This is a genomic window from Streptomyces sp. NPDC057428 (genome assembly GCF_042803195.1).
Taxonomy (GTDB): Bacteria; Actinomycetota; Actinomycetes; order Streptomycetales; family Streptomycetaceae; genus Streptomyces.
In genome coordinates this window covers 31,934-49,372 of the sequence record NZ_JBHVCT010000035.1, presented here as the reverse complement: position 1 = coordinate 49,372, position 17,439 = coordinate 31,934, and the positions used below count along the sequence as shown (strand labels likewise).

The window sequence follows — 17,439 nt, the reverse complement described above, 5'->3', positions numbered from 1 at the left end:
GGGAGGCATCCTTGTACCGGCTGTGGACCCCAGGAGCGGACCATGAACGTTGTGACCCCGGACGGCGGCGACAGCGTGGCGGCCCGCACCTGGCCGGGCGTGCTGACCCCTCTCCTGCGGGGCGAGGACCTCGGCGCCGACGACACGGCGTGGGCCATGAACCGCATCATGAGCGGTGAGGCCACGGATGTGCAGATCGCCGGGTTCGCGGTCGCGCTGCGGGCCAAGGGCGAGACCGTGGACGAGGTGACCGGGCTGGTCCGCGCCATGTACGAGCACGCCCACACCATCGAGGTGCCCGGCCGCACGGTCGACATCGTGGGGACCGGCGGAGACATGGCCAAGACGGTCAACATCTCCACCATGTCCGCGATCGTCGTCGCGGGGACGGGTGCGAAGGTCGTCAAGCACGGCAACCGCGCCTCCTCGTCGGCGAGCGGTGCCTCGGACGTGCTGGAGAAGCTCGGCGTCAACCTCGAACTGACTCCGCAGCGGGTCGTCTCCGTCGCGGAGGAGGCGGGCATCACCTTCTGCTTCGCCGTGAAGTTCCACCCAGCCCTGCGGTACGCGGCCAGGGCCCGCAAGGAGCTCGGCACCCAGACCACCTTCAACATTCTGGGACCGCTCACCAACCCGGCCCGGGTGCGCTCCCAGGCCATCGGGGTCGCCGACCCGAAGATGGCGCCCATCGTGGCGGGCGTGCTGGCGGACCGGGGGAACTCCGCGCTCGTCTTCCGGGGCGACGACGGGCTGGACGAGCTGACGACCACGGCCACCTCCCGGGTCTGGATCGTGCGCGACGGCGCCGTCCGGGAGGAGCCCTTCGACCCGCGCGACGTCGGCCTAGAACTCGTCCCCGTCGAGGCGCTGCGGGGCGCCGACGCGTCGTACAACGCCGATGTCGCGCGCCGGCTCCTCGACGGGGAGACCGGGCCCGTGCGTGAGGCCGTGCTCCTCAACTCCGCGGCCGCGCTGGTCGCGCTGGACCCGGGCGAGGGGACGCTGAACGAGCAGTTGGCGGCGGGGATCGCGCGGGCCGCGAAGTCCATCGACTCGGGCGGGGCCAAGCGCGCGCTGGAGCGCTGGGTGACCGCCAGCAACGCCTGAGAGCCTGTCGGGTGACCTCTGATCGGGGACGATCGAAGGCCACCCGACAGGCTCTGAGAGGCGCACGGTGTGAGCGGGGCGCAGTCCGGATCGCGGACTGCGCCTTGCGCGTCGCCAGGGGTATGGCAGGATGCTGCGCAGGTCATGAGTGACAGCGACTACGGCCCCGGCCCGCTGTCCGGCAACCCTCCGTCCGTGGCGGGGTGCCCCGGGTGAAGACCGGGCCGCAGTCAGCGAGGTCTGCGGCAAGCGCGGACCCCTCGGCATCGTTGGATGCCACCCCTTGGGGTCCTGGTCCCAGGGAGCCTTCTGTGAGCAAGCGAATGCGATAGGGCGCGAAGCCCTCTTCCGCACACCCCTTTTTTCTTCCTCTCCGCGCTGCCGCGCACCGCCGGCGCGAGGATTTCGCCTGCCTTTTACGGGAGTTCGCCATGTCTGTCTCAACCGCTGCCGTCGACCAGGCCATTTGTGCCCCGCTGCCGGTTATGGGTGCTGATGTCACCGTTCCGCTCGTCACCGGTGGAGACGTCACGTACGCCGCCCTCGACTACGCGGCCAGCGCCCCCGCCCTCCAGCGCGTGTGGGACGACGTGGCCGCCTACGCCCCGTACTACGGAAGCGTGCACCGCGGCGCCGGGTATCTCTCGCAGCTCTCCACCGACCTGTTCGAGACGAGCCGGACCACCGTCGCGGAGTTCCTCGGCTGCCGCGCCGACGACCAGGTGGTCTTCACCCGCTCGACGACCGACTCGCTCAACCTGCTGGCCGCCGCGCTGCCCGTGGGCTGCGAGGTGTTCGTGTTCGAGACGGAGCACCACGCCGCGCTGCTGCCCTGGCGGAACGTCCGGGTGACCTACCTCGACGCCCCCCGCACCCCGGACCAGGCCGTCGCCACGCTCGAGCGGGCCCTGGCCGGCCGCGACCCCCACGGTCCGGCCCTGGTCTGCGTCACGGGTGCCTCCAACGTCACCGGTGAGCTGTGGCCGGTGAAGGCCCTGGCCGCCGCCGCCCACGCGCACGGGGCCCGGATCGTCCTCGACGCCGCGCAGCTTGCGCCCCATCACCCGGTGGACATCGCGGAGCTGGACGCCGACTGGGTCGCCTTCTCCGGCCACAAGCTGTACGCCCCGTTCGGCTGCGGGGTGCTCGCAGGCCGGGCCGACTGGCTGCGGGACGCGGAGCCGTACCTCGCCGGAGGCGGCGCCTCCCGCAAGGTCGCCCGGCGCACCGACGGAGGCGTGGACGTCGAGTGGCACACCACCGCGGCCCGCCACGAGGCCGGATCGCCCAACGTCATCGGCGTCTACTCCATCGCCGCCGCCTGCAAGGCGCTGACCGAGGCCGGCTTCGGCCGGCTGGTCGAGCGGGAACAGCACCTGGTCACCCGGGTGCGTGAGGGGCTCGCCGGTGTCCCCGAGGTGAAGGTGCTCTCGCTGTTCGGCGACGACGCCCCGAGGGTCGGCGTCATCTCCTTCGTGGTGGAGGGCTGGAACAGTTCGCACTTCGCCGCGGCGCTCTCCGCGGAGTACGGCATCGGGGTGCGCGACGGACTGTTCTGCGCTCACCCGCTGGTGCGGACCCTGCTGGGCAGCGAGCCGCAGGACCCGGGGGAGTGCGGCGCCCCCGAGGCGGCGCCGGGGGAGAGGTCCCTCAACGCCATCCGGGTGAGTTTCGGAGCCGGGACGCCGGACGAGCACATCGACCGGTTCCTGGGTGCGGTCCGGGAGCTGGTGAGTTCCGGTGCCCGCTGGGCCTACCGCACCGAGGACGGCCGCTGCGTCCCGGACCGGGGCGCCACCTCGCAGGTCTGACCCGCCCGCACGCGGCTGGGGCCGGGACGGGAGCGACTCCTCGTCCCGGCCGGAGCCGCGCGTCGTGTCAGGCGTCGAGGCCGATGGCGAAGGCCGCCTCGAGGTCGTGCTGGGAGTAGGTCCGGAAGGCCACGTGGGTGTCGGTCGCCTCGACTCCCGGGATCTTGCTGATCCGGCCCGGGATGACGTCGGCGAGATCGTCGTGCCTGGCCACCCGGACCATGGCGATCAGGTCGTACGTGCCGGTGACCGAGAAGACCTCGCTGACGCTGTCCAGCGACGCGATGGCCTCGGCGATCTCGGGGATCCGGTCCACGCTGGTTTTGATGAGAACGATCGCGGTGATCACGGCTGGCTTTCTCCCTCAGTGGCCGTGGCTGGAGACTTCACTCTAGTACCACCCCGATAACGCCCCCAGGCGTACAGGAACCCGGCGGCGAAGCCCGCCACATGGGCGAGGTAGGCCACTCCCGGGCCGCTGCCTGCGCCCTGGGCCGCGAGCCACTGGAGCACGAACCAGAACACGAGCACGATCCAGGCGGGAAAGCGCAGCGGCAGGAAAAGGAGGAACGGGAAGAGGCTGGTGACGCGCGCCCGGGGGAAGAGGTAGAGGAAGGCGCCGAGCACCGCGGAGATCGCCCCCGACGCCCCGACCAGCGTCTGGTCCGAGCCCGCGTGCACGACCGCGTAGGCCACCAGCGCGAAGTAGCCGCACGCGACATAGAAGAAGACGAACTCGGCGCGTCCCATGCGCTCCTCGGCCATGGCGCCGAACACGTAGAGGAAGAGCATGTTGCCGAGCAGGTGCAGCCAGCTGCCGTGGACGAAGAGCGCGGTCAGCGGGGTCAGCGCCGCGTGGGCGGAGCCGTCCAGCAGCTCGCTGGGGATCACGCCCCACCGCTCGAAGTACCCGGCCTGCGCGGCGAGGAGGGCGTCGCCCTCGCCGTGGGTGGGGTTGAACCCGGAGACCGGACTGATCAGGAACACCGCACAGCACAGCGCCATCAGCCCGTACGTGACCGGGGCGCCGCCCGCGCCGGCCGCCGCCCCGAGCTCCCGGGCCCGCTTCCGCCAGTCGCCTTCCCGCAGATCGATCACGTACAGAGCATGACGCACACGGCGAGAACGGGACAGACCGCCTCGCCGTGCCGGAGGGTATGCGCAAGGCCGTAGGGTTGCCGCAGGACATCCGCAGTTCGACGGCGCACCGCGAGATCGCAGACCTGGGCACGCACGAGAGACGCGACGAAAGAGGACTCAACGATGACGACGGTTCCCCAGCCGACGGACGGGACCCGCTGGCGCTGCACACTCTGCGGCAACCTCACCCGTTTCGACGTGACGCGCTCCTCCAAGGTCGTGGAGTACGTCCATCTCGACCTGGCCGGGGAGTCGAGTGTCGAGGAGCGGGAGGTGGTCAGTGAGACCATCGAGTCCGTGCGCTGCCGCTGGTGCAACGCGGTGGACCAGATCGAACTGGTCGACAGGCCGGGCGCCGACTCCTGACGGAGCCGTGCGGACCTACATATTGGGGTGATGGATGGTGGAGCAGCCGACAGGCGGCGCCGGACCGGCCGACGCGGCCGACGGCACCGCGGAGTCGCTCGACCGTCCGCTGCCCGAGGGCGTACGCCGCAGGGTGGTGGCGCTGGTCTCGGACGCCTTCGGCGGTCTGACGGTCGGCGAACTCCCCGCACAGCTACGGCAGTACGCCCGTTTCACGCCGAGCAGGCGCGCCAAGTTCGCGGGTAACGCGATGGCGGCCGCCCTCGAGAGCGACCCGGCGTTCCGCCGGCGCATCGGTGAGCGGATCGGCCAGACCCAGCCGGAGCTCGCCGACGCGCTGAAGTCCGGTGCGCCGCCCGCCGCCGCGGACCCGGTCGACGTGGCCGCCGCCGCGTACGTGCTGCGGCCGGCCGGCTGGGTCAAGCTGATCGCGGCCGCCGGCGAGGAGGTCCAGCGGGCGCACGCCGAGCGGGCGGACGAGGAGACCCGGCGCGAGCTGGAGCGGCTGCGCGAGGAGCTCGACCGCGCCCGCGGCCAGACCAGGGCCGACACCGAGCGGCTGCGTGCGGAGCTGGACGCGTCCCGCAAGGAGAGCGACTCACTCCACCGCAAACTCCGCAGCGCGCTCAGCGAGGTGAAGCGCGGGGAGGCCGCCCTGCGCAAGCTCGGTGCGGAGACGGAGACCGTACGCGCCGAGGCCGCCGCCCAGGTATCCGCGGCCGAGAGTGAGACGCGGCGGCTCAAGGCGCGGCTCGCCGAGGCGGAGGCCTCGGTCGAGGCGGGCCGCAGGGCGGCCAGGGAGGGCCGGTCGGTCGAGGACATGCGGTTGCGGCTGCTTCTGGACACCGTGCTGGAAGCCGCCCAGGGGCTTCGCCGCGAACTGGCCCTGCCCCCGTCGTCGATCCGCCCAGCCGACGGTGTGGAGGCGGTGGAGCCGGGCCGCATGTCGCCCAAGGACATCGCGGCCAGGGCGCTTTCGGAGACTGATCCGGCGCTGCTCGACCAGTTGCTCGCCCTTCCCCAGGCGCATCTCATCGTCGACGGCTACAACGTCACCAAGACCGGCTATCCGCAGATGCCCCTGGAGAAGCAGCGGTTGCGTCTTCTGGGCGGACTCTCCGTCCTGGCGGCGCAGACCGGCGCCGAGATGACCTGCGTCTTCGACGGTGCCGAACTGGCCGTCCCGGTCCTGCTGGCACCACCCCGCGGGGTGCGTGTGCTGTTCAGCAAGGCGGGGGTGACCGCGGACGAACTGATCCGGCAGCTCGCCCGCGCCGAACCTCCGGGCAGGCCCGTCGTCGTGGTCTCCACCGACCGTGAAGTGGCGGACGGAGTCGCGAAGGCCGGCGCGAGACCGGTGGCGTCCGCCTTGCTCCTGAAGCGCCTTTCGCGCGTCTAGTGCGCCTTGAGTGCTTTGGGTGACTTGCCGGAATTTATGGAACGTACCGTCAACTCTTCGCTACACGCAGTGTGATGAAAGTAAAGAAGTGCTGGTGTGGCGATATTTTGCTTGTGAGGATTTGAACTGATCACAAGATGGTCACTAGGGTCAGGCCTCGAACCTTCGCACGGTTGATCGCCCACCAGGGGTGACGGCGAAGGAACCGCCGATTCCGTGACGTGTACGGAGCCGGGGCTTCCGTCCCCCACAGCCCGGTAGGCGGCTCGAGGAAGAAGGAGCTCGCCTTCGTGGCGTCCCACCGTCGTCCCAAGCAGCCGAGCCGCACCCGCGTGACCGTGCTCACCGCGACCGCCGCAGCAGCTGTGGCCCTGACCTCCCAGGCGGCGCACGCCGACCCCAAGCCGACCAAGAGCGAGGTCAAGGCGAAGGTCGACAAGCTCTACCACGAGGCCGAGGAGGCCACGGAGAAGGCCAACGGCGCCAAGGAGCAGCAGGACAAGCTCAAGAAGCAGGCCGACGCGCTCCAGGACAAGGTCGCCCGCGGCCAGGACGAGCTCAACACCCTGCGCGGTGAACTCGGTTCGCTCGCCACGGCGCAGTACCGCTCCGGCGGCCTCGACCCGTCGGTCCAGCTGCTGCTCTCCTCGGACCCGGACAGCTTCCTCGACGAGGCCTCCGCGCTCGACCAGCTGACGGCGAAGCAGGCCGAGTCCCTGCAGAAGATCCAGGCGAAGCAGCGCACCCTTGCGCAGCAGCGCAAGGAGGCGCAGGCCAAGCTCGCCGACCTCGACGACGTCCGCACGTCGCTGAACGAGAACAAGAAGAAGTACCAGGGCAAGCTCGCCGAAGCCCAGAAGCTGCTGAACACCCTCACGGCCGCCGAGCGCGCGAAGATGGCCGCCGACGAGCAGCGCGCCAGCCGCGCGGCCGGTGACCGGGTCGACCTCGGCAACGAGGTCCCCGCGTCCGCCCGCGGCGCCGCCGCCCTCAGCGCGGCCGCCACGCAGCAGGGCAAGCCGTACGTCTCCGGTGGCACCGGCCCGAACTCGTTCGACTGCTCGGGTCTGACCCAGTGGGCCTACGCCCAGGCCGGGGTCCAGATCACGCGCACCACGTACACCCAGATCAACGACGGTGTCCGGATCGGCCGCAGCGCCCTGAAGCCGGGGGACCTGGTCTTCTTCAACAACACCTCGCACGTCGGCCTCTACGCCGGCAAGAACATGATCCTGCACGCCCCGCATCCCGGCGCCGTGGTCCGCTACGAGTCGATGGACTACATAGGCACCTTCCAGTTCGGCGTCCGCGTCTGACGCCCGAACGGGCGAATCGCTGCACCCCCCGACGGCACCCCGCCCCACCGGAGACCACAGGTCACCGGTGGGGCGCCGTCGTTCCCGCGCCCCCGCGCCCCCGGCGTGGCCTTTGGTCAGACCGTAGTCGTCCGGTTACTGTCTGCGCTGCCGTGCAGCTCCCGTGCGTCGGTCCGCCCGCCCCGGGCGGCAGGGGCTGCGCACGTCTGCGTACAGCGGAAGGGAGTGCGGCTTCAGTGGTGTCGCATCGCCGCCCCACCCGGCCCGGTCTCAACCGCGGCGTCCGGGCCACCGTCCTGTCGGCTGCCGCGGCCACGGCCGCCGCCACCCTGGGCACCGCACCGGCGAGTGCCGGACCGCAGGACTCCCACGAGACGGCCAAGGCCACGGTGGACCGCCTGTACGGGGAGGCCGAGCGGGCCACCGAGCAGTTCAACGCCGCCCGCGAGAGCCTTGGCGTGCTGCGCGGCCGGATCGGCAGGGCGCAGGATTCCGCCGCCCGCACCCAGGAGGAGATCAACCGGCTGCGAGCCTCCCTCGGCTCGATGGCCGGCGCGCAGTACCGCTCGGGCGGCATCGACCCCTCGGTCGCGCTGCTGCTCTCCTCGGACCCCGAGACCTTCCTCGACCGGGCCGCGGCCCTCGACCGGGCCGGTGAGCGCAGTGCGGTGACCCTGCACAGACTCCGCCATGCCCAGCGCAAGATCGCCCAGAGCCGCTCGGAGGCCGCCGGGGCCCTGGCCGCCATGGAACGCGACCGGGCGGCCGTGACCCGCCACAAGCGCACTGTGGAGGCCAGGCTGGCCCGCGCCCGACAGCTGTTGCGCGCGCTGCCCGCCGCCGACCGCGACGAGATGGGCCGCGCCTCACGCTCGGGCCTCCATGGGGACCTCGCCGCTGTCGCGGCGTCGGCCCGGGGCGCCGCCGCCCTCATGGCGGCCCGGCAGGCCCTGGGACGCCCGTACGTGTGGGGTGCCAACGGCCCCGCCGGGTTCGACTGCTCCGGCCTCATGCAGTGGGCCTACGCCCAGGCAGGGGTGGGCCTGCCCAGGACCTCGCAGGCGCAGCGGTACGCGGGCCGTATGGTGCCGCTCTCGCAGGCCAGGCCCGGCGACCTGGTCGCCTACCGCGCGGACGCGAGCCACATCGGGATGTACGCGGGAAACGGCCAGGTCATCCACGCTCCGTATCCCGGCGCCCCGGTCCGCTACGACCCCGTCGGCATGATGCCCGTCTCCTCGGTCACCCGCGTCTGACCGTACGATCGGCAGGATGGCTGTTCGGACGCAGGGCGGGCGGCGGATACGTATCCGCGGACGGGGCACGGCAGGGGCCGTGCTCGCCGTCCTGCTGCTCGCGCCCGCCTGCGCCGCCCCCCGGGAGAGCCCGCCCGGCCCCACCGGCCGGCAGGTCTCCGCGGCCCTGGACCGCCGCGCCGCCGCGGTCATGGCCCACGACGCGGACGCCTACCTGGCCGGGCTCGACCCGCGGGCCGCGTCGTTCCGGGCGGCCCAGCGAACCGAACTGCGCAACCTCGTCGACGTTCCCCTGGAGTCGTGGGCGTACGAGGTGAAGGACGTCACCGGCGAGGGCGGGGACCGCGCCACCGCCGAGGTCGAGCTGCGCTACCGGATCAAGGAATACGACAGGGCGCCCATGTCCTCCTCCCGCACGGTGGAACTGGTCCGCCGCGGTGCGGGCCGGACCTGGTACATCGCCGCCGACCGGGCATCGGACGGCAGTCCCGGACAGCTCTGGGAACAGGGCGACGTCCAGGTCGTACGGGGCACGCACAGCCTCGTCCTGGGGGTCGGGCGCCGGGACGCCGAGCTGCGGCGCATCGCGGACACCGCGGACACGGCCGTCCCGTCGGTCGCCGACGCGTGGCCGGAGACCTGGGCGCAGCGGGTGGTGGTGCTCGTCCCCGAGACCGTCGAGGACATGGCGGGGCTCCTGGGCTCACCGGTGGCGAGCTACCGGGGCATAGCGGCCGTCACCACCGGCGAGGTCGGCGGCCGCGGCCGGTCCCCGGCGGACCGGGTGGTCGTCAATCCAGAGGCGTACGGCATGCTCGGCGACTTCGGGCAGCGGGTCGTCCTCACGCACGAGACCGCCCACGTCGCGACCCGCGGCCACACGTCCGCCGCCACGCCCGTCTGGCTCTCCGAGGGTTTCGCCGACTGGACCGCCTACCGTCACGAGACCCGCACCGCTCCCGAGATCGCCCCCGAACTCGCCGAGGCGGTCCGCGCAGGTGACCTGCCCGCGCTGCTCCCGGTGGACGAGGACTTCGGTTTCGACGAGGACGCCACGAAGCTCGCCCGGGCGTACGAGGGCGCATGGCTGGCCTGCGAACTGATCGCGCGGGACTGGGGCGAGGAGGAGCTGACCGCCTTCTACAAGGCGGTGGGCAGCCGTTCGGGGCGGGACGGGGCGGTGGAGCACGCCATGCAGTCGGTACTCGGCACGACGCCCCAGGACTTCACGGTGCGCTGGCGGGAGTATCTTCGCGCCCGGCTGGGCTGAAGGGCCCCACCGCGGTGCGCCCCCGACGGGCACCCGGCACGGTCTCCCGCCACAGCCGGTGCCCGGCGCAGAGCGCCGCCACGACCAGGAGGCCGTTGCGCACGGCCATGAGGGCGACGCCCTCGGCGTCACTGGCGACCACGTGGGCGAAGCCGAGCGGGAACTCCAGCAGCGTGACACCGGTGGCGACCAGGACGAGCCCGGCCGGCAGCCCCATCCGGCTGCCCCGGAAGACCAGGCACACGGCGGCGACCCCGAGCGGCCACACCATGTACTGGGGGCTGATGACACGGCTGGTCACGGTGAACAGCAGCACCGCCGTGAAGGCCGCGTCCGCCGGGGTGTGCACCGAGAAGGTACGCGCGCGCAGGCGCCACACCAGCAGCCAGCCGAAGGCGAACACGCTCAGCGCCAGGGCCAGGGTGCTCACCAGGGCGACCTGCGGGCCCGCGAACTCCATCGACCCGTAACGCAGCTCCACCCGGCCGCTCCAGCCGAACTGCCGGGCGACATGGAAGAACAGCGCCCCGAGCGATTCGATCTCCAGGCCCCGGTCCCGCTGGAACGTCAGGAAGACGAAGGCCCCGGGCAGTGCCACGGCCGCCACCAGGAGCAGTACGCCCGCCGTCACCGCCGCGGCGGACCAGGACCGCCGTGTCGCCCGCCCCGGGGCTGTGCCCGCCAGCAGCAGCACCGGCCACACCTTCAGCAGCGTCCCGAAGGCGGCCAGTGCGCCCAGTGCCCGCGGGTGGCGCACGCCTGCCAGCAGCGCCGCCACCGCCACCGCCGTCACCATCAGGTCGTAGCGTGCGTAGACGGTGGGCCCCAGCAGCGGCACCCCCAGCACCCACAGCCACACCCCGGCGCTCCCGCCACCCGGTCGGCCCGCGGCGCGCAGGAGCAGACCGAGAACCAGCGCGTCGCAGAGCAGCACGAGTACGAAGAACGCGCAGGCGTAGTCAAGGAAGGGGAACAGATCCGGCGAGAGCACGGCCAGTGCGGCAGCGGGCGGGTACTGCCAGGTGACGTCGTCCAGGGGATACGAACCGGCGCGGAACACCTCGTACCAGCCCCGGTAGATCGCCGAGACGTCACTCGTGACGTCCGGGCCGGGCACCGTGAACACCTTGAAGACACAGAGCAGCAGCACCGCCCGGGTCAGGCCCCACACGGCGAGGGACAGTCCCCGGCCCAGCCGGCCACTCGTACCTGTCCTGACCGTCATGCCCGCCATGATGCAGGCCCCGACCGTGCGGGAGCCGTCAGGCAGGGCCGTCCGGCCGCCCGGTACTGTCGGCGGCGATGGACAAGACCCTGATCGTGACGAACGACTTCCCACCCCGCCCCGGCGGCATCCAGGCATTCCTGCACAACATGGCGCTGCGCCTGGATCCCGGCCGTCTCGTCGTCTACGCCTCCACCTGGAAGCGTGGCGAGGAGGGCGCCGCCGCGACCGCCGCCTTCGACGCCGAGCAGCCCTTCACCGTCGTGCGCGACCGTACGACGATGCTGCTGCCCACCCCCGGGGTGACACGCCGGGCCGTCCAGCTGCTGCGTGAGCACGAGTGCTCATCCGTGTGGTTCGGTGCCGCCGCGCCCCTCGGGCTGATGTCGCCCGCGCTGCGCAGGGCCGGAGCGCGCCGCATCACGGCCACCACGCACGGCCACGAGGCGGGCTGGGCCCAGCTGCCGGCCTCCCGGCAGCTGCTGCGCCGTATCGGCGAGGGCACCGACACGATCACCTATCTCGGCGAGTACACACGCTCCAGGATCGCCGCGGCGCTCACGCCGGACGCGGCGGGCCGCATGGTGCAGCTTCCGCCGGGGGTCGACGAGAAGACGTTCCATCCGGCCTCGGGCGGCGACCGGGTCCGGGCCCGCCTCGGACTCACGGACCGGCCCGTCGTCGTGTGCGTGTCACGGCTCGTGCCCCGAAAGGGCCAGGACACCCTCATCCTCGCAATGCCCGCGATCCTGGCGAAGGTGCCGGACGCCGTCCTGCTCGTCGTCGGCGGCGGCCCGTACGCCGGGCAGCTCAGGAAGCTGGCCGCCGAGACCGGCGTCGAGGACTCCGTGCGGTTCACCGGCCCGGTGCCCTGGGAGGAGCTGCCCGCGCACTACGGCGCCGGTGACGTGTTCGCCATGCCCTGCCGCACACGGCGCGGGGGACTCGATGTCGAAGGCCTCGGCATCGTCTACCTGGAGGCGTCCGCGACGGGGCTGCCCGTGGTGGCCGGTGACTCGGGCGGTGCCCCGGACGCCGTGCTCGACGGGGAGACAGGCTGGGTGGTGCGGGGCGGCTCGCCGGAGGACTCCGCCGATCGGATCGTCACCCTGCTCGGCGACGCGGAACTGCGCCGGCGCATGGGGGAGCGAGGCCGGGCCTGGGTCGAGGAGAAGTGGCGCTGGGACCTGCTGGCCGAGAGGCTGAAGACGCTGCTCTGAGGCCGTACGAGCAGGGGCCCCGCACCGGTCGTGGTGCGGGGCCCCTGCTCGTACGGCGTGCGGGTCAGCCGCGGTAGATCGACTCGACCTCGTCCGCGAAGTCCTTCGCGACGACGTTGCGCTTCAGCTTCAGTGACGGCGTGATGTGGCCCGCCTCCTCGGTGAACTGTGCGGCCAGCACACGGAACTTGCGCACGGACTCCGCTTTGGAGACCGCCGCGTTGCCGTCGTCCACGGCGCGCTGCACCTCCGCGAGCAGGTCGGGGTCCTCGCACAGCGACACGGCCGTCGAACCGGCCGGCTTGCCGTTCTCCTCGGCCCAGCGGGAGAGGAACTCCTCGTCGAGGGTGAGCAGCGCGCCGACGAACGGCCGCCCGTCGCCCACCACCATGCACTCCGCGACCAGCGCGTGTGCGCGGATGCGGTCCTCGATCACCGCGGGGGCGACGTTCTTGCCGCCCGCCGTCACGATGATCTCCTTCTTGCGGCCGGTGATCGCGAGGTAGCCGTCCTCGTCGAGCGTCCCGATGTCGCCCGTGTGGAACCAGCCGTCGGCCAGCGCCTCGGCCGTCGCCGCCTCGTTCTTCCAGTACCCCGTGAACAGGTGCTCACCGTGCAGCAGGACCTCGCCGTCGTCGGCGATCCGTACGACCGACCCGGGCAGCGGCTGGCCGACCGTCCCGATCTTCTGCCTGTCCCACGGGTTGAAGGCCGTCGCGGCACAGGACTCCGTCAGACCGTAGCCCTCCAGCACCGTGAAGCCGATGCCGCGGAAGAAGTGGCCGAGCCGCTCGCCCAGCGGCGCGCCGCCGGAGATCGCGTACTCGCCGCGGCCGCCGAGCACGGCGCGGAGCTTGCTGAACACCAGCCTGTCGAAGACCTTGTGCTTGACCTTCAGACCCATCGACGGACCGTGCGGCGTACCCAGCGCGCGGCTGTACGCGATCGCCGTGTCGGCCGCACGGTCGAAGATCCTGCCCTTGCCGTCGGCCTGGGCCTTGGCGCGCGCGGAGTTGTAGACCTTCTCGAAGACCCGGGGCACCCCGAGGATGAGCGTCGGCCGGTACGAGGCCAGTTCATCGGTGAGGTTCTTGATGTCCGGAACGCAGCCGAGCTTGATCGGGGCCATCACCGAGGCGACCTCGACCAGCCGGCCGAAGACGTGGGCGGTGGGGAGGAAGAGCAGGACGGAGCACTCGCCGGTACGGAAGAGGGGCTTGAGCCGCTCCACGATGTTGCCGCACTCGGCGAAGAAGCTGCGGTGCGTCAGCACACAGCCCTTCGGGCGGCCCGTGGTGCCCGAGGTGTAGACGATCGTCGCCGGGTCGTCGGCCTTGGCGCTGACCATGCGCAGGTCCAGGGTCTCCTCGGAGACGGAGGCGCCCGACGCCGCGAGCTCGGCGACCGCGCCCCGCTCGATCTCCCAGACGTGCTCCAGAGCGGGCAGCCGGTCGCGCACGGAGGCCACGGACCGCGCGTGCGCGTCGCTCTCCACGAGGACGGCGACCGCGCCCGAGTCGCCGAGTATCCACTGGACCTGTTCGGCGGAGCTCGTCTCGTAGACCGGCACGGTGACAGCGCCCGCGCTCCAGATGGCGAAGTCGAGCAGGACCCACTCGAAGCGGGTGCGGCACATGAGCGCGACCCGGTCGCCGGGCCGGATACCCGCCGCGATCAGGCCCTTGGCGGTGTCCTTGACCTCAGTGAGGAACTGCGTGGCGGTGACGTCCGTCCAGACGCCGGCCACCTTGCGGCTCATCACCGCGACGTCGGGATGCTGAGCGGCGTTGCGGCGGATGAGATCCGTCAGGTTGCCGTCCGCAGGGACCTCGTACAGCGCCGGAAGGCTGAACTCGCGCAAAACTGCTGCTCCTCATCGGGCTCCGGTTCCACGGCTCTGTGCGACTTACCGGATGCGGTCCAAGACTGGCAGATGCTCAGTGGGGGTGAGCACGACTGGACTGGCCGGACGTTACCCACCGGTAGGCGATTCCGGAAAGGGGGTTCCGGCCAGATGTCTTATGCATCACACATATCGGGGGTCCTTCGGCGCACATTAGTCCACCCGTGTCCCGATCCGGAAGTAACCGCAGGTCCGGCGGGTTCTACCCAGAGCGGCGGACTGAGACCTAGGCTGATCTCCATGCGAGCCGGCGCGCCCCGAAACCGACACACAACCACCACTCGACGGACACGTGTGCACGTCGTCAGCGACGTCCACGGCCACATCGAAGCACTGGCGCGCGCCGGAGACGGCGCGGACGCCCTGATCTGCCTCGGTGACCTGGTCCTCTTCCTCGACTACGCCGACCACTCACGCGGCATCTTCCCCGACCTGTTCGGCACGGAGAACGCGCACCGCATCGTCGAGCTGCGCACCGCGCGCCGCTTCGAGGAGGCACGCGCCTTCGGCCGCGAGCTGTGGGCCGGGCGGGACCGCAACGAGGCGATCCTGTCCGCCGTACGCAAGCAGTACGCCGAGATGTTCGCCGTCCTGCCCACCCCGACCTACGCCACCTACGGCAACGTCGACGTCCCGACGCTCTGGCCCGAATACGCCGGATCCGGTACCACCGTGCTGGACGGCGAACGGGCCGAGATCGGCGGTCTCGTCTTCGGCTTCGTCGGCGGCGGCCTGAAGACCCCGATGAACACCCCGTACGAGATCAGCGACGAGGAGTACGCCGCCAAGGTCGAGGCTCTCGGACCGGTGGACGTCCTGTGCTCGCACGTTCCGCCGGAGGTCCCCGAGCTGACGTACGACACCGTGGCCCGGCGCTTCGAGCGCGGCAGCAGCGCCCTCCTGGACGCCATCCACCGGACCCGCCCCCGCTACGCCCTCTTCGGCCATGTCCACCAGCCGCTCGTCCGGCGGATGAGGATCGGCGCCACCGAGTGCGTCAACGTCGGCCACTTCGCCTCGACCGGCCGTCCCTGGGTCCTGGAATGGTGAGCGACACGGGCACCGGCCACTGACCGGGGCGCGGACGGAGCGGCCGTGCGCACGCGATAGCCTGCACACGGCAGGCCTCTGCCGAACGCGACCGGTACACCGCACTGGAGGGCCACGGCGATGGCTGAACACACCAGCTCGAGCATCACGATCGAGGCGGCACCGGCCGACGTCATGGGAGTGATCGCCGACTTCGACCGGTATCCGGAATGGACCGGAGAGGTCAAGGAGGCCGAGATCCTGGCCGTCGACGACCAGGGCCGCGCCGAACAGGTCCGGCTCGTCCTCGACGCCGGCGCGATCAAGGACGACCACGTCCTCGCCTACACCTGGAACAGCGAGTACGAGGTCGGCTGGACCCTGGTGAAGTCCCAGATGCTGCGCGCGCTCGACGGCAGCTACGCGCTGGCGCCCCTCGGCGACGGCGACCGCACCGAGGTCACCTACCGGCTCGCCGTCGACGTCAAGATCCCGCTCCTCGGCATGATCAAGCGCAAGGCCGAGAAGGTCATCATCGACCGCGCCCTCGCCGGGCTCAAGAAGCGCGTCGAGTCCGTCTCCAAGGCCTGATCACGTGCGGACGGTCCTCGTCACCGGCCCCGGCGGCGCAGGCCGTACCACCGTCGCCGCGGCGACCGCGCTGGCCTCGGCCCGCGACGGCCGTCGCACACTCCTCGTGTCCGCCGACGACGTGCCCGCCCTGACCGCGGGCGCCGCGCCCACCGAGGCCGCCGAGCGGCTCGACTGCGTCCGCGTCGACTCGGCGGCCCACTTCCGCGCCGAGCTCCTCGACATCCAGGAGCGCGCGTCCGGAGTCCTCGACCTGCTCGGGGCCAACCGGCTCGACGGCGAGGAGCTCACCGAACTGCCGGGCAGCGCGCAGCTCGCCCTCCTGCACACCCTGCGCCGGGCCGCCGAGGGGGACTGGGCGGAACATGGCTACGACGTACTCGTCGTCGACCTGCCCCCGCTGACCGAGGCCCTCGCCCTGCTCGCCCTGCCCGGGCAGCTCCGCCGCTACCTGCGCCGCCTCCTGCCCAGAGAACGCCAGGCCGCCCGCGCCCTGCGTCCGGTGCTTGCCCAGCTCGCCGGGGTCCCCATGCCCGCGCAGTGGCTGTACGAGGCCGCCGCTCGCAAGGACGCCGAACTGGCCGCCGTACAGGCCCTGTTCGAGGATGAGGCGACCACCGTACGCCTCGTCGCGGAACCCGGGGAGGCCGCCGCGAAAGCGCTGCGCACCGCCCGTACCGGACTTGCGCTGCACGGCCTGCGCGTCGACGCGCTCGTGGCCACGCGGGTCCTGCCCCGCCACTCCAGCGACCCCTGGTTCGCCGGTCTCGCCGCGCTCCAGGAGAAGTGCCTGGACCACTGGCAGCAGGAGTGGGAACCCGCGACGCCCGTGCGCGAGACGGCCCACCTCGGCCACGAGCCACGCACCGTCGACGACCTGGCCGTCCTCGCGGGGGCCTGCGCACCGGACGACCGGACGCCGGGACACGCCGGGGACCCCTGGTGGACGGAGAGCGCCGACGACGGGGTCATCTCGTGGTGCCTGCCGCTGCCCGGAGCCGTCAAGGAGGACCTCAAGCTCGTCCGCCGCGGCGACGAACTCCTCCTCACCGCAGGCCCGTTCCACCGGATCGTCGGCCTGGCGTCCGCGCTGCGCCGCTGCACCGTCTCGGGGGCGGCACTGACCGACGGCGTCCTGCGTGTCCGGTTCACGCCGGACCCCGGCCTCTGGCCGCGCACACGATGAACGGAATACCACCGTTCGGGTACCGTCGGTAGTACGTGGCCCGCACGGTCACGAAGGCAACCGCGTCGCAGGAGTCCGCCATGAGTGAAGGCACCGATCGTCCCATCGACGACGACGCGTGGGCGGAGGCCTGCGCCGAGGACTTCGAAGCGGAGAAGGCCCGTCGCCGCGCACAGTACGGACAACAGCCCGGCTCCGCCGCCGAGGAGCTCCGCAAGCTGATGGACGCGGTGGCCGACAAGGTCTCCTCGCTCCAGTCGCCGCTGTTCACCATGGCCGCCCAGGGCACCGTCCAGCAGGTGATCCGGCAGGCCAAGTCCGCGGTCGAGCCCGTCATCGAGCGCAACCCGGAACTTTTCGACCACCTCGCGGCGGCCGGTAGTGAACTCATGGCCGCCTACCGTTCCGCGGTCGAGGGCCAGGAAGGCCGCTGGACCAAGGGCACCGAAGGGGCCGGCGGCACGTCGGGCGGCACCGGAAGCACCCCCGGCCCGTCGAAGAAGGCGTCCGAGGACTCCTCCGACCCGCGCGACGAGGGCACCGGCGGCAGCGAACAGATCGACCTGGACTGACCCTGGGCAGGAAATACCCGTCCCCGGCTCGGGTACGGTTGGCCGTAG

Annotated in this window: 16 protein-coding genes and 1 riboswitch; of the genes, 12 read left to right on the top strand and 4 right to left on the bottom strand. The window is 71.8% G+C overall.

Annotated features, from left to right (window positions below; translation table 11 throughout):
- Positions 1–42: 42 nt before the first annotated feature.
- Positions 43–1,107, top strand: coding sequence for an anthranilate phosphoribosyltransferase (trpD, locus tag ACFU5K_RS16360; protein ID WP_384061573.1), 1,065 nt, complete (start codon positions 43–45; stop codon positions 1,105–1,107).
- Between the two features lie 140 nt (positions 1,108–1,247).
- A riboswitch (SAM riboswitch) is annotated at positions 1,248–1,365 on the top strand.
- A 173-nt stretch (positions 1,366–1,538) separates the two neighbouring features.
- Complete coding sequence (locus ACFU5K_RS16355; protein ID WP_384061571.1) at positions 1,539–2,918, top strand: aminotransferase class V-fold PLP-dependent enzyme; 1,380 nt, start codon at positions 1,539–1,541, stop codon at positions 2,916–2,918.
- Positions 2,919–2,985: 67 nt separating this feature from the next.
- Here the strand turns inward: ACFU5K_RS16355 and ACFU5K_RS16350 are convergent, their stop codons facing one another.
- Together ACFU5K_RS16350 and ACFU5K_RS16345 are read right to left on the bottom strand one after the other, a co-directional pair.
- Positions 2,986–3,267 (bottom strand): Lrp/AsnC family transcriptional regulator, encoded by a 282-nt coding sequence (locus ACFU5K_RS16350; RefSeq protein ID WP_145802057.1) that lies wholly within the window; start codon positions 3,265–3,267, stop codon positions 2,986–2,988.
- The gene (locus ACFU5K_RS16345) at positions 3,264–4,016 is read right to left on the bottom strand and encodes a rhomboid family intramembrane serine protease (RefSeq protein ID WP_384061568.1); all 753 of its coding nucleotides are present in this window, start codon (positions 4,014–4,016) and stop codon (positions 3,264–3,266) included. Before ACFU5K_RS16345 ends, ACFU5K_RS16350 begins: the two co-directional genes overlap by 4 nt.
- A gap of 165 nt (positions 4,017–4,181) precedes the next feature.
- Here ACFU5K_RS16345 and ACFU5K_RS16340 point away from each other — a divergent pair, with 165 nt between their 5' ends.
- From ACFU5K_RS16340 to ACFU5K_RS16320, 5 genes are all read left to right on the top strand, one after another.
- Positions 4,182–4,424, top strand: a complete 243-nt coding sequence (locus ACFU5K_RS16340; protein ID WP_014156692.1) for a hypothetical protein — start codon at positions 4,182–4,184, stop codon at positions 4,422–4,424.
- A 37-nt stretch (positions 4,425–4,461) separates the two neighbouring features.
- Entirely contained in the window at positions 4,462–5,823 is a 1,362-nt protein-coding gene (locus ACFU5K_RS16335; RefSeq protein ID WP_384061612.1) for an NYN domain-containing protein, read from the top strand.
- A gap of 290 nt (positions 5,824–6,113) precedes the next feature.
- On the top strand, positions 6,114–7,139 hold the full coding sequence (locus ACFU5K_RS16330; protein ID WP_384061566.1) for an NlpC/P60 family protein: 1,026 nt from the start codon (positions 6,114–6,116) through the stop codon (positions 7,137–7,139).
- 236 nt (positions 7,140–7,375) lie between these two features.
- Positions 7,376–8,395: an NlpC/P60 family protein gene (locus ACFU5K_RS16325; protein ID WP_384061563.1), complete on the top strand. Its 1,020-nt coding sequence runs from the start codon at positions 7,376–7,378 to the stop codon at positions 8,393–8,395.
- Positions 8,396–8,411: 16 nt separating this feature from the next.
- Positions 8,412–9,665, top strand: a complete 1,254-nt coding sequence (locus ACFU5K_RS16320) for a hypothetical protein (RefSeq protein ID WP_384061560.1) — start codon at positions 8,412–8,414, stop codon at positions 9,663–9,665.
- Here the strand turns inward: ACFU5K_RS16320 and ACFU5K_RS16315 are convergent.
- Positions 9,622–10,890 (bottom strand): glycosyltransferase 87 family protein, encoded by a 1,269-nt coding sequence (locus ACFU5K_RS16315; protein WP_384061558.1) that lies wholly within the window; start codon positions 10,888–10,890, stop codon positions 9,622–9,624. The genes ACFU5K_RS16320 and ACFU5K_RS16315 overlap by 44 nt on opposite strands.
- Before the next feature lie 77 nt (positions 10,891–10,967).
- Between ACFU5K_RS16315 and ACFU5K_RS16310 the strand changes: the two genes are divergently transcribed.
- On the top strand, positions 10,968–12,110 hold the full coding sequence (locus tag ACFU5K_RS16310; protein ID WP_384061555.1) for a glycosyltransferase family 4 protein: 1,143 nt from the start codon (positions 10,968–10,970) through the stop codon (positions 12,108–12,110).
- A 64-nt stretch (positions 12,111–12,174) separates the two neighbouring features.
- On the opposite strand, the gene ACFU5K_RS16305 is transcribed toward ACFU5K_RS16310, so the two are convergent.
- Positions 12,175–13,971, bottom strand: a complete 1,797-nt coding sequence (locus ACFU5K_RS16305) for an AMP-dependent synthetase/ligase (RefSeq protein ID WP_384061553.1) — start codon at positions 13,969–13,971, stop codon at positions 12,175–12,177.
- A gap of 282 nt (positions 13,972–14,253) precedes the next feature.
- Between ACFU5K_RS16305 and ACFU5K_RS16300 the strand changes: the two genes are divergently transcribed.
- The 4 genes from ACFU5K_RS16300 to ACFU5K_RS16285 all read left to right on the top strand — a co-directional run bounded on the left by ACFU5K_RS16300 (position 14,254) and on the right by ACFU5K_RS16285 (position 17,391).
- Positions 14,254–15,063, top strand: coding sequence for a metallophosphoesterase (locus ACFU5K_RS16300; RefSeq protein ID WP_384061551.1), 810 nt, complete (start codon positions 14,254–14,256; stop codon positions 15,061–15,063).
- A gap of 120 nt (positions 15,064–15,183) precedes the next feature.
- On the top strand, positions 15,184–15,633 hold the full coding sequence (locus tag ACFU5K_RS16295; RefSeq protein WP_384061549.1) for an SRPBCC family protein: 450 nt from the start codon (positions 15,184–15,186) through the stop codon (positions 15,631–15,633).
- A gap of 4 nt (positions 15,634–15,637) precedes the next feature.
- A complete protein-coding gene (locus ACFU5K_RS16290; protein ID WP_384061546.1) occupies positions 15,638–16,819 on the top strand; it encodes an ArsA family ATPase in 1,182 nt (393 codons plus the stop codon).
- An 80-nt stretch (positions 16,820–16,899) separates the two neighbouring features.
- Positions 16,900–17,391 carry a DUF5304 domain-containing protein gene (locus ACFU5K_RS16285; RefSeq protein ID WP_384061544.1) on the top strand — a complete coding sequence of 164 codons (492 nt, stop codon included), beginning with the start codon at positions 16,900–16,902 and terminating at the stop codon, positions 17,389–17,391.
- The last annotated feature ends 48 nt before the right edge of the window (positions 17,392–17,439 follow it).

Excerpts from the sequence above, each read along its gene's own strand:
- ACFU5K_RS16315 (WP_384061558.1), bottom strand. The coding sequence starts at position 10,890 with ATGACGGTCAGGACAGGTACGAGTGGCCGGCTGGGCCGGGGACTGTCC.
- ACFU5K_RS16320 (WP_384061560.1), top strand. The coding sequence starts at position 8,412 with ATGGCTGTTCGGACGCAGGGCGGGCGGCGGATACGTATCCGCGGACGG.
- ACFU5K_RS16285 (WP_384061544.1), top strand. The coding sequence starts at position 16,900 with ATGAGTGAAGGCACCGATCGTCCCATCGACGACGACGCGTGGGCGGAG.
- ACFU5K_RS16340 (WP_014156692.1), top strand. The coding sequence starts at position 4,182 with ATGACGACGGTTCCCCAGCCGACGGACGGGACCCGCTGGCGCTGCACA.
- ACFU5K_RS16300 (WP_384061551.1), top strand. The coding sequence starts at position 14,254 with ATGCGAGCCGGCGCGCCCCGAAACCGACACACAACCACCACTCGACGG.
- ACFU5K_RS16295 (WP_384061549.1), top strand. The coding sequence starts at position 15,184 with ATGGCTGAACACACCAGCTCGAGCATCACGATCGAGGCGGCACCGGCC.
- ACFU5K_RS16310 (WP_384061555.1), top strand. The coding sequence starts at position 10,968 with ATGGACAAGACCCTGATCGTGACGAACGACTTCCCACCCCGCCCCGGC.
- trpD (WP_384061573.1), top strand. The coding sequence starts at position 43 with ATGAACGTTGTGACCCCGGACGGCGGCGACAGCGTGGCGGCCCGCACC.
- ACFU5K_RS16355 (WP_384061571.1), top strand. The coding sequence starts at position 1,539 with ATGTCTGTCTCAACCGCTGCCGTCGACCAGGCCATTTGTGCCCCGCTG.